Genomic DNA, 12,249 nt, shown 5'->3' with positions numbered 1-12,249 from the left:
GTCACCTCCATAATTAAAAGGGCTTAAGTTAAAGAGCAAATAAACGTCGGGTGTTTTCAGTAGAATTGCTGTGTGAGCTTGTGAGGGGGTAGAATCATGAGAGTAGAACGTGGTGGCTTAGTTGATTCTGGTTCTTGGGATTGAAAGTGTAAAGAGAACGTTGAATACAAACTAACTTCGCGTAAGCGCTTTCCATTTAAACTTTAAAAAAGTTTGATCTCGCGTATGACTCCTTGTTCACCTCCTTATAGTGTGATTATACGACATGTAAATATTACTGTAAATTGAATTATATAAATTAAATTATATTTTTTTCCACATAAAAAGAAGGAATTTGCTCCTCTCTGTCGCAATAGAAAAAGCTCATTACGGCACAAAACCGCAATAAGCTTTACCCTCCTTCTATGGCATAACCACAACATCCCCTGGCTTCAAACCACTAACAACCTCGGTTTTATCTCCAGATTCCATACCTGTCTTAACCGCTTGCTGCTCCGTCTGTCCGTTCCCTTTATCCAGTAACACGTAAGGTTCGGGCTGGTCACGCATAATGGCAAGACTCGATACGGCCGTCACCTTGTCCTTGCGCATCGTTTCGATGTCCCCTTCCAGACTGACACCACCATACATGCGAGCATCCGGCTTCAGATCAATGACAACATCAAACTGAGAGGCCTGCTTCAGATCGGTATCCGTGCTTTTTCGGGCAAACTTGGACACCTTGCTTACTTTTCCGGTAAATTTCAGATCCTTCTGCGCACTCATGCGCACCTGTACTGGCATGCCCTCCTTCAGCTTGAACATTTCTTCCTCACCAACAATAGTCATGAATTTCATTTTGCCCGTATTCGTGATTGAGCCGATTAACTGCCCTTCCGTAACTGCCCGTGTTTTGTTATCCTGATCGTTCAACTGAAATATACCCGTAGTCGCAGCATGCACCACTGCCTTGCTCATGACGTCCTGCTTCTTTCGGATCTCCTGCTCTTTGAGAACCAAAGCCTTCTGGCTCAGCTCGTTCGCCAGACGTTTGCTCTCCCGGTCTGCGAATGCTTTTTTGCGTTCCTCTTCCGTTACACCTAACGTCTCAGTCATGCCCGCCTGGTCGATGCTGATCTGATTCATTTCCACATCTAACCGGGCCTTATCCAGATCACTTTGCATCTGACTCACTTCTGTCTGTAATGCCGACGTATCGAGCGTGAACAGAATGTCCCCTTTTTTCACCTGCTCCCCGTTCTTGACATACCACTGCTTGATGTTAGAAGCATACGGTGCAAACACGTCCGTCTGCTCGGTATAGACCGATTTCCCTTTCACTTGAATGGTTTGTGTCATCGTCTCCTGCGTCACATCAAAGGTGATGGGCGGTGGAATTTCAACTGGCGCTTCGGGCTGGGGTTTGTATTTCTCATATACCCAGTATCCTGCGCCTGCCATAAGTACAATCGTAGTGATGATGCTGATCCATTTCTTCATGCCTATATCCCTTTCACTGGTAAGTTTGAGTCTGTTCGTATTCTAAATGTTCCACGTTCAGCCCTGCACACTAGCCTTTCGCAGCTGCATCACATCGATTTAATGACACTGAGCGCGTTGGTTCGCGATGCACTGATCGCTGGATAGATACCCGATACCACACCGACAAGTACGGCAAAAACAATCCCCAGCGGCAATGCCGATTGTTGAATAATCACCGTCATCGGTCCGCCAGCCTGATCTGCCATCTGACTTGCGAGCAGCTGGTTCACTCCGCCAAGCGCGGCAAATGCAATCCCCACCCCAGCCACACCGCCAATGAATCCCAGCATGGCAGCCTCCGCAATAAACATCTGACGAATCTGCCACAGGTTAGCACCAAGCACCTTCATAACCCCGATCTGCTTACGCCGCTGATGCGTGGACATGATCATTGCCACAATGATGGACAGTGAAGCCAGCACCATAATAAAACCGCCGATACCGATGGCTGCTTTCTGGTACATCGCAAGCTGTCCTGCCATGGCCTCTTCCTGAAAAAGATTACTTTGCGTGTTTAATGTCAGCTTCTTGATCTGCTCTTCCACCTGAGCCACATGCCGCTTGTTATCCACCTTCACCAATGCGGAATTGAGACGTTTGAGCGCCGGGCTGTCCGTTTGCTGAAGTCCAAGCTCATCCTGCAGAGCACGCGCCGTATCCAGCGGCACATATACTTTCTTGTCATTCTGTGCACTCATATCATCCATATTGGATGGTTTGACCAGTTCACCCGATACACGTATCGTTCCGCTCATCTTGGTCTTTCTGCCATTCGTAAAATCTTCATACCGAAATTGTATACGCTGCTGCATGAGTTGATCCTGTTTCATCATCATCTCATTGTACTGTTGCAGAAGCTCATTGTTATAGGGATCGGAATTCAACTGTTCAAACAGCTTTTGCGTCACTTTCGCATCAATAAAGCCGTAGGTCGCTCCGTAATTCACAACGGCAACTCGGCCATTGCCAGTTCCGCTGCCTTGTGCATATTTGTATCCGAACCCGCTGAGTGTCTGCATCTCGGTTCCAATCACTTCCACGTAGGAGCTGCGTCCATCCGGAAGCACCATATCGAGCGCATCCAGTTTCAGCATAGGAGCCACGGCGACAACATGGGGAAGGCGCTCGATAATCCGAATTTTCTCCATCGTCAGCGCGCCGCGTTCAAACTTACTCTTCGTGCCTCCGCCGCTTCCATTCCCCGTTTTGATTCCCTCGTTCGGGCTGATCGTAATCTCGTCCATCTTGTAGTTATCATTCAACGTTTTCTCGCTGTATGTCTGTACTGACTGCCCCACACTCAGTGCAATAATCATCGCTGCCGAACCGATCGACAGACCAATCATACAGAGTAATGTGACCACTTTGCGCCGAATGATCTGTCCCCAGGCCATGCGCACTACGTCCCGTATTCTCACTGTTCCTCTCCTTTTACATTAGCTCTCATCCCTGCTGCAACTGGGCAAACTGTCGCTGTTCGACCAATCTCCCCTGCTGTAACGTCAGTACAACCTGCATCTGTTCGGCCACCTCGGCTTCGTGTGTCACAATGACAAAGGTTGTTTTCATCTCTCTGTTCAGTTGCTGCAAAATGGAAAGAATCTCTTCCTCGGTCTCTGTATCCAGATTGCCCGTCGGTTCATCTGCAAAGATGACCGAAGGCTCCGTGATGAGTGAACGGGCAATACTGACCCGTTGCTGCTGTCCACCGGATAACTGCGAGGGAAAGAGATTGGTCTTATCGCCGAGTCCCACTTGCTCCAGCAGGCGAAGCGCCTTCTCTTTGCGTTTGGATGGTCTGATTCCCATAAAGACCAAGGGCAACTCTACATTTTCCCGGATCGTCAGATTGGACAACAGCTCATAGGATTGAAAAATAAAGCCAATATGACTGCGCCGGAACTCCGCCAGGCGATTCTCGCTGAAACGTACAATATCCTGTCCTGCAATCCAAATCTTGCCTTGCGTTGGCTTCATTAAACCAGCCATCAGATTCAGCAGTGTGGACTTCCCTGAACCTGAACTACCGAGCAACGCAACCATCTGCCCCTCTTGAATGGTCAGATTAATATCTTGCAGCACGGGAACATCGCCCTGTGCATTGCGGAAGGCGTGGGATACATGTTCAACTTGAAGCATTCGTGCTTGTCTTCCTTTCTGTTTCCTGATTATGTATTTATGTGTAACCTGCATTTTATTATAGTGCGCAGATGTATCGGGGCAGGACTCAGTTGTATCCAACTTGTAACATGTCAGGCACAAAAATCCCTGCGGCAGAGCGTACAACGCTTACCCGCAGGGACATATGTTCTTTCAAATGCCTGTGTACTGCTAATGCTACAGCAGCGAATTCTCTAAATGAATCGACCTCTCGCTGGGTAGTGCTCCTATCACAAACCTACCACGCCTTAAAGCTAAAACGATACAACTCACTCTTGCTTACGGTGCTGCTTGCCAGGAACAGTTCTTCCCCAAACCATTTCAGCTTGATAAAATTGTTGATATTACGGTAGATCACCGTATCGGAGGACAAGCTCTGATCATTCAGGAAGGCAATATGAAGCTCATTTTTCTGATTCTCCAGTGTATTCAGATAAGCAATTCGGGATTCGTCCGCGCTCAGATCAAAATTCCAGAATGTGCCCTTGGCTAGCAAGCTGAGTTTATTGTTTTCCACCTGATATCGATATAGCCCCTGTACCTGATTCACTTCACCCTGAAAAATCATATCCCCATTTTTCAACAGATGATATTGCTGAATATCCTGCGATCTCAGGTATAAGGACACGTCCGGATTTTTCTCCAGCGACACACGATAGACCGCAAAATCATTCTTGTGCATAACCAGAACATAAGCCTGTTTCATATCCTGACTGATCTCAAAACTGTCAATCACGATGTAGTTCTTGCCTGATTTATCCTCATATGTCTCTACTCCGGCTTTCTTCATCATGGCCTCATCGGAAAACAGGATCTCTTCCTTGCCCGTTTTCAGTTCCGTCTGAATGAAACCACGCTCATCATGACTGATGGATGTTTCGTTACTGAGAAACTCCCTGAAATAGGAATGTTCCTTGCCCAGTTTGGTTCGTTCGCCACTCTTCATATCGTATATAAAAGCCGTTCGCTGGGCTTGTCCCGAACGATACTGGGCATACATCAGCTTGGTTCGATCCGGGCTCAGCACAACGCCAAAATCCGTGTTGCTACTGATCTCGTTTACCTGGTTATCATCCAGATGCAGCTTGAGCAGCCTCAGTCCTGTATAGGAACGTTCGGTACTGTTTACAACAATCGTATTCCGATCCCCAATATCAAAATCGTAAATGACAAAATCATTCGGAATTTTAGTCGCTGACTCGATCTGGATTGTACTGCTCGATGGGGGCACGAGACGAGTATTAAACTGCGCACCAGGCAATATCACCGTACGTGGTTTGAGGTGGCTCATGCTGAACAGACTGCCAATCCCGAATATCCCGCCAACAAAGGCGACGAGTAGCCCGGACAGCATCAGCTTATCGCAATGTTTACGCCAAAAGCCGGTATATTTCATGTGTTTCGATCCCCCGGCAGGCGGATATGGACTTGCGTCCCTTCCCGCATGATGCTTTTCATCTCCACTGTTCCTCCATGACGCTCCACAATGTTTTTCACAATCGACAGCCCCAGACCGGCGCTGCCTTTTTCAACACGGTTCATGCCCTTATCCTGGTAAAAAGGTTCAAACACATGATTCAGTGCTTCTGCACCAATCCCCTCACCTTGATCTCGGATCAGGATCGCAATAGACTGCTTTTCCCGCGTGGACTGCACTTCAATAATCGAATTCACATCACTATACTTGACGGAGTTATCCAGTACGTTCAGGAATACTTCCTTCAGCTTGTCCCGATCCCCCCGCACATACAGCTCTTCTTCAAGCTCGTAATGAATGCCGATATTGTACTTGCCTGCCTTGATGGACATGTCCTCACACGCTTCCCGGATAACTTCCGAGACGTCTACCCGTCCGAAGCGATAGTTTTCAATCACTGCTGAGGATACCGAAACTTCCAAAATATCCGCAACCATCGTATTCAGACGACGGCTTTCCTTGATGATATAATTCATGCCCTTGTCGAAGAACTCCGGGTCGGTGAAGCCATTATCCCGCAAAATCTGCGCATAGCCCAGAATGGTCGTCAGCGGTGTTTTTAATTCATGTGTCACATTGTCAAAAAAAACTTTGCTTCGCGCCTGCACTTGTTTCACTTCGTCCCGTTCTCGCTCAATCACATCGATCTGCTCTCTTACCCGGTCAATCATGACCGTGAAGCTCGCCGCCAGTTCCCCAATCTCATCCTTCGTGGCAATCTGAATATCGGCATTCAGGCTGCCTTGGGCCACTTCGGCAGAACGTTTCGTCAGCACACGAATGGGCTGCGTAATTTTCCGGGAAATAAAAATCGAAGCAATGAAAACAAACACAAATATCGTCGCTGCGAACAGCTTAATCGTATCCTGAAAGCGCATATTGCGCCGGTAAAGATCCGTATAATCCTTTTCAAGCTGCACAATGCCGACAAGTTGCTGGTCACTCTGAATCGGGAAAGAGAGGCTTGCTACAACTCGTCCCTGATCTACTTTTGTCGTATAGGCGATTCGGGATTGCATCGCTTCTCTCAAATCCGCAATGTCTGTCCGTTTGACAAGTTTCCCTCCACTGGTGTTGGAACCATATGTGGTCGCATCAGGACGATAAAGCGTAATTTCCCCACCTACGGCAGAACCAATCTGCTCTTCTAATTCGCGGCTACCCGCCTCCAGCGAATCTTTGCTAATGCGTTTGTTGTGGATGAGAAAATACTGATTCAGGGCGATATCCAGATTTTTTTTGGATTGCACCATATCCTCTCGCACTTCACGATACATATTCTCTTGGGCGACCTTGTTGGACAGAATCAGCAGTGCCGAGAAACCGATGAAAACGATCACCGAGAACAGCACAACCATCTTGAACTGAATCGTCCATTTCATGTCTGCACCTGAATATTCAGTTTATATCCTACGCCAAATACCGTTTCAATCATCGATATGCCTTGATCACCGCTATCCAGCTTTTTGCGAATGCGCTGAACGTGGATGTCCACGGTACGTGTATCTCCTGCAAAATCAAATCCCCACACCTTGTCCAGCAGCTCCGAACGTGTATGTACTTTGCGATGGTGGTTCACGAGGAAGAGCAGCAGGTCATACTCCTTGTTCGTGAGCCCTGCCCGTTCTCCGTCCTTCCACACCTCGCGCTCATCCTTACGGATCTCGATATGTTTGCCTAACCTAACGACTTCGTAAGACTGGTTCTCCAGCGTTTCGCTGATGAGATCGATCCTGCGGAAAATAGCCCGGATGCGGGCAACCACTTCGCGGATATCAAAAGGCTTTGTAATGTAATCGTCAGCCCCCAGCTCCATGCCAAGCACCTTGTCCAGCATATCGGATTTTGCCGTAATCATGATTACCGGGATTTTGGAGTTCACAGACAACTGCCTGCACACGTCGAAGCCGCTCATATCAGGCAACATCAGATCCAGTAGAATCAGATCGGGCCTCGACTCCCGAAGCAGATTCAATCCTTCCCTGCCCGAAGCCGCCTCTTTGATCTCAAACCCTTCTTTGCGAAGCGAATAGGACAATATATCGCGAATGGACTCTTCATCTTCGATGATTAATATCTCTTTTGGTCTCATAATACATTCGTAATCTCCCTGCTCTATGAATTTCATCTGCCTATATTTTGTATCCCAAGCCGTCTGCTTGAACAGAGGAAATCAAGAAATGTTACAACTCCGATACAACTCTGAACCTTTTGGAAACAACCTCCCGCTATACTAGCATTAACAGAACGCCAAACGGACCGGAACCAAGGCTTGATCCATATCCAAGGGGGATTCACATCTTATGAACCACTCACAGATCAATGATGCTTACATTAACTATAAATCAGAAATCACCAGGTATCTATCCCAAATCGTCAAACAACCGCAGGATGCGGAAGACTTGGCACAAGATTGTTTTATTCGTCTCATGAAAGTCACTGCCCAGATCCCTGAAGACAGGGTTCTCTACTATCTCAAACGCATCGCCCGTAATCTGGCTATGGACAGCTTTCGCAGACGTACGCGCACTTTACGCCGTGACAGTCGACTCGAATCCCCTGCATACCATGTTGATACCCCTGAGTTGGAGATCAATGAAGGGGTTAACGAAATTGTCTCCCATATCAACAACACCGAACATCGCCAAATTTTGGAGCTGCGTCTGATCCATGGGTATTCCATTAAAGAGACAGCCCAGATGGTGAACCGCAGTGAAGGCATGATCAAATCTTCCGTTTTCCACGCCGTCAATCGAATTCGGGCCAAAGTCATCTCGTAGAGATGGCTTTTTGACTTTGTGTTCTCCTACTCCGTTACCCACCATATTATCATTTCCATTCTTGTAACAACCAATAATCCAAACGACCTATTCATATGCCAAAATACCTAATTTTACAAAGTTCGATCTAATTTTTACAATTTGTTATGACTATGTGAGATTTTCATGTGGTAGAATATGGACGAACTTATGAATCAACTAATATTTGGGAGGGATTTGGTTGGGTAAAATGAAACGTTTGCGGGGAGTTTGGTTAAAATCACTCCTGGCATTATCCGTGGCTTTGCCACTTCAGGTCGGATTATGGAACAGCGATGCTTCGGTTCATGCGGAAGGACCGACAGACCCGGCTCCATTCATTCAAGCCAAGGTCGTTAACGAGAATGCTGGCAAAAAAGTACTGTTCGACAATTCGCACGGTCAGACTGCCGGAGCAGCCGACTGGGTTATTGATGGTGGTTTCTCGGATTTCGGTAATGCTCTGGCGAATGACGGTTATTATGTGAAAGAACTGCGCAAAACGACACCTTTTACCTATGATGATCTGAAAGAATACAACGTATTTGTCATTGCTGAACCACAAATCCCTTTCAAAACGTCTGAACAGGCGGCATTGAAACAATATGTTGAATCCGGCGGCAGCATCTTCTTCATTGGAGATCACTACAACGCTGACCGTAACAAAAACCGCTGGGATGGCTCGGAAGTTATCAACGGATATCGCCGCGGTGCATACGAAGATCCTGCTAAAGGCATGAGTGCAGATGAACGCAACTCCGAAGCCATGCAGAATATAACAAGTTCAGACTGGTTGTCAGATAACTTTGGCGTACGTTTCCGGTACAACGCACTTGGCGACATTAACGCCAATATCATCGTACCAGCGGATCAGGCATTCGGCATTACGGAAGGCGTCTCTGCTGTAGCGATGCACGCAGGCTCCACGCTGGCGATCACAGACCCGGAGAAAGCCAAAGGTATCGTGTACTTGCCAAAAACGAATGCCAAATGGAATAATGCCGTAGACCAAGGTGTATATAACGGCGGCGGTATCGAAGAAGGTCCATATGTGGCTGTATCCAAACTGGGTGCAGGTAAAGCGGCCTTCATAGGTGACTCTTCCCCGGTGGAAGATGCATCCCCGAAATATTTGCGCGAAGAAACAGGCACACGCAAAACAACATATGACGGCTTCAAAGAAGTCGATGATGCGGTATTGCTCGTGAATACGGTAAACTGGCTTGCGACACAAGAAAACTATACAAAACTGTCCGAAGTAAACGGCCTTACATTGGATACAGCTACAGCGCTGTTACCTTTCGAGGAGCCGGCTGCTTCTACTGAACCGCAAGCTGAACCTTGGGCTGCCCCGGCTGCCGGATACAAGTGGTATGATCGTTCCACGTTCAAGCCTGGCTCTTATGGCGGCGCTGCATCCAGCGCTAACGCGGCTTACAGCTTCGTGAAGCAAGATACATTGCCTAATGCCGAAGACTTCCAGATTCGTGTGGTTGTAGAAAATATGGCTCCAAACACTACCGTTTCCGGTTACAGCGCAGGAATCTATCTGACAGGTGGAACTCAGGTAGCTATGATTCAAAATGAAGGTGGAACATGGCCAACTTCATACGGATACAGCTCGGCGTTTAGCGTAACATCGGATAGCAAAGGACGTGCAATCAAAGATTTGAATGTACGTATCAAACCAGGTACGAGTGGCAACGCCAGCCTGCGTCTGCGTTTAAACGGCAGCAACCTGATTACTAGCGCAGTAAGCATTGATAACGTACCTGCACAGCCACTGCCAGAAGAACAAGGTCCAATCCCAGCAACAATTAGCGTAGCCGAGGCACGCACCAAAGCAGTAGGTACTACCGTTACCATTGAAGGTGTTGTAACTACCAAACCGGGTTCTTTTGGCGGACAAGCCTTCTATCTTCAGGATGATACGGCGGGAATCTATGTGTTCCAGCACACCAGTGGGTTCGATGTAGGTGACAAAGTGAAAGTGACTGCACCAACAACGATCTACAACAGTGAGTTTGAATTAACCGATGTGGTTGCGATTGAGAAAACAGGAACGGCTTCTGTTCCAGCTCCAGCGCTGGTTACAGCCATTAACGATACCAACCAAGGTCAACTCGTTCAATTGAAAAATGTAACGGTCCAGAATATCATCAGCGCTACGCCTGCCGGTTCCTTTGAGTTTGATGCGGTAGCTGCAGATGGAACAAGCACACATGTGCGTGTGGATACACGTACCGGTGTAAGTGAAACCAGCTTCCCTTATGTTGCTGGTGACAAGATTGATATCACGGGTATTGCTGCCATTTTCAAAGATGTCTATCAATTGAAACCAAGAAGCTTGGATGACATTGTAGCTTCGGAAGAACAAGGCGGAGGAGAAAACCCTTCTACTCCAGCCGAAGGAGCGCCGGGTAAACCGGTGCTTTCTTCCGATAACGGACATACCACCGGGCTGTCTGATGGTTCATTCAACGTTAGCATGAATCTGTGGTGGGGCGAAAACGCAACCGAGTACAAGTTATACGAGAACGGTGTTCTTGTGGATACGCAAAAGTTAACAGCGGCTTCTCCTTCTTCACAGTTTGCTAAAACGGCGATTAAAGACAAAGCTAACGGAACCTATACGTATGTTGCCGAGCTGATCAACGACAAAGGCGCTACTCGCAGTGACGAGTTAACGGTTCAAATTGCGAATGCCGCTCCAGGTAAAGCCGTTTTGTCTCAAAACAACTGGGACGGTGATGGCAACTACACCGTAACGATGAACCTCTGGTGGGGAACCAACGGAACCGAGTATCGTCTTTATGAAAATGACGTGCTGATCGATACGCAAGCGTTGAACGCTGCTACACCATCTGCTCAAACGGCGAAAACCGACCTGAGCGGTCGTGCGAACGGAACGTATACGTATCGCGCGGAACTGGTCAATGCCTCAGGTGTGACTAGCACGGAAATCATTACGGTACAAGTAAGCAAGGCTGCTTTGCCTTTGGCGAGCTAGTCTAGTAGTAAGCTTGAAAGCAATAACGAAAAACCGAAACCAGTCCGGCGGCCAGGAAACAGGCAGCGGTGGTTTCGGTTTTTCGTAGTCTTTTTTGTATGGTATTATCCATGGCGTAAAATTGAACCCTCGAACCCTCCACTCCCTCAGCGCTAACGATCCTGAGAGAGCTTATTTGCCCCTTTTTTCCACATTTAAAATTCTAACGATCACCAGCGACGCTATTTGGCTATTTTTCAGCATTTTGAAGGATAAATCGGGCTAATTGCTACAAATAACGTCTGTACGGATCGTTAGAATTTCAAAAAGGCTTTTTTTAGCTAAATAAGGCTTCTGGTGATCGTTAGAGATTCAAGCTAGGTTCAAAAGTACCTTTCCCTCCTCAAACTATAAGGCTTAGCTGACCTACTTGTACATATATCCTCTGCATTATCCTCTACCCATAACGTAAATCAGCTCATCTCAGTCTTGGTTTTTCATAACCGTTTCTTACAAAAAGAATACTGTTCCACACCGCACAATAAGCCGCAAAGGCCAAGATACCAATGACAAAAATGAGGTTCATCTGCGTGAACGAATAACTGCTACCCGTAAAAATAATAAGAATCGCACTGAGTCCGATATTTTCCCGGTTATGCTTTTTAAACTTCTGAAAGATCATTCGGTACAGCAATATAAGCACTATAAACACGAGCCATATCAAATACAATTTTTCCATAGAATAGTTACCTCCTTGCAAAAAGGTCAACTTTAACGTTATAAGGTATCGTTTCAAGCTACATATCCAACATCATTATGTACGTTCCAACTTGTCGAGCGGCTATATTCAACAGGCACACCGACACTATCTATTCATCTCGCCACTACTACAATTGTAACACAGACAACATTCTAATTTTACCAATATATCTAATTCCTAAGAATTAATGAACCACATAAACCCAAGTATCCAGGATGCAATAAACAGATACACGATAATTTTAATGAACACATATTCTTCTTTTTTGCGTAAGGAAATACACCAACACAACAAACGGAAGAAGTGTTAACACAAGATACAAGAGAGTATGACTTGCTGGAGGAACGTCAAAGATAATGAGGCCTTCGTCTCCAGATAGCATCAATAGCATTATTAAATAGCCAAAAAGCCATCCTCCTCCAATACTCAGTATCGATGCAATAATAGGTAAAATAATTCTCAAAATGAAATTCACCTCCTTCTCATATTAAAATCGGAATAACTTACAAATAATTGAATAGAGAATTAAGCAAATTGTACAACT

General features: G+C 46.6%; 9 protein-coding genes. 2 read left to right on the top strand and 7 right to left on the bottom strand.

What is annotated here, in order from left to right; genetic code table 11:
* Nucleotides 1-402 precede the first annotated feature (402 nt).
* From ABIE27_RS15775 to ABIE27_RS15750, 6 genes are all read right to left on the bottom strand, one after another.
* Nucleotides 403-1,479, bottom strand: coding sequence for an efflux RND transporter periplasmic adaptor subunit (locus ABIE27_RS15775; RefSeq protein WP_429350924.1), 1,077 nt, complete (start codon nucleotides 1,477-1,479; stop codon nucleotides 403-405).
* Between the two features lie 89 nt (nucleotides 1,480-1,568).
* On the bottom strand, nucleotides 1,569-2,939 hold the full coding sequence (locus tag ABIE27_RS15770) for an ABC transporter permease (protein WP_151458047.1): 1,371 nt from the start codon (nucleotides 2,937-2,939) through the stop codon (nucleotides 1,569-1,571).
* 25 nt (nucleotides 2,940-2,964) lie between these two features.
* Nucleotides 2,965-3,660 (bottom strand): ABC transporter ATP-binding protein, encoded by a 696-nt coding sequence (locus ABIE27_RS15765; protein WP_123063048.1) that lies wholly within the window; start codon nucleotides 3,658-3,660, stop codon nucleotides 2,965-2,967.
* A gap of 259 nt (nucleotides 3,661-3,919) precedes the next feature.
* Complete coding sequence (locus ABIE27_RS15760; RefSeq protein WP_429350923.1) at nucleotides 3,920-5,077, bottom strand: hypothetical protein; 1,158 nt, start codon at nucleotides 5,075-5,077, stop codon at nucleotides 3,920-3,922.
* The gene (locus ABIE27_RS15755) at nucleotides 5,074-6,540 is read right to left on the bottom strand and encodes a sensor histidine kinase (RefSeq protein WP_123063046.1); all 1,467 of its coding nucleotides are present in this window, start codon (nucleotides 6,538-6,540) and stop codon (nucleotides 5,074-5,076) included. The genes ABIE27_RS15760 and ABIE27_RS15755 overlap by 4 nt, the downstream gene beginning before the upstream one ends.
* Nucleotides 6,537-7,250: a response regulator transcription factor gene (locus ABIE27_RS15750; RefSeq protein ID WP_090917674.1), complete on the bottom strand. Its 714-nt coding sequence runs from the start codon at nucleotides 7,248-7,250 to the stop codon at nucleotides 6,537-6,539. Before ABIE27_RS15750 ends, ABIE27_RS15755 begins: the two co-directional genes overlap by 4 nt.
* 211 nt (nucleotides 7,251-7,461) lie before the next feature.
* On the opposite strand from ABIE27_RS15750, the gene ABIE27_RS15745 reads away from it, so the two are divergent.
* Together ABIE27_RS15745 and ABIE27_RS15740 are read left to right on the top strand one after the other, a co-directional pair.
* On the top strand, nucleotides 7,462-7,938 hold the full coding sequence (locus ABIE27_RS15745; RefSeq protein WP_429350922.1) for an RNA polymerase sigma factor: 477 nt from the start codon (nucleotides 7,462-7,464) through the stop codon (nucleotides 7,936-7,938).
* A 229-nt stretch (nucleotides 7,939-8,167) separates the two neighbouring features.
* Nucleotides 8,168-10,966: a DUF5689 domain-containing protein gene (locus ABIE27_RS15740; RefSeq protein WP_429350987.1), complete on the top strand. Its 2,799-nt coding sequence runs from the start codon at nucleotides 8,168-8,170 to the stop codon at nucleotides 10,964-10,966.
* 457 nt (nucleotides 10,967-11,423) lie between these two features.
* Here the strand turns inward: ABIE27_RS15740 and ABIE27_RS15735 are convergent, their stop codons facing one another.
* On the bottom strand, nucleotides 11,424-11,684 hold the full coding sequence (locus tag ABIE27_RS15735) for a hypothetical protein (RefSeq protein WP_123063043.1): 261 nt from the start codon (nucleotides 11,682-11,684) through the stop codon (nucleotides 11,424-11,426).
* Between the last annotated feature and the right edge of the window lie 565 nt (nucleotides 11,685-12,249).

Source organism: Paenibacillus sp. 4624 (assembly GCF_050435065.1).
In the GTDB taxonomy this organism is placed as follows: Bacteria; Bacillota; Bacilli; order Paenibacillales; family Paenibacillaceae; genus Paenibacillus; species Paenibacillus amylolyticus_D.
This window is presented reverse-complemented; position numbering and strand designations above follow the sequence as displayed.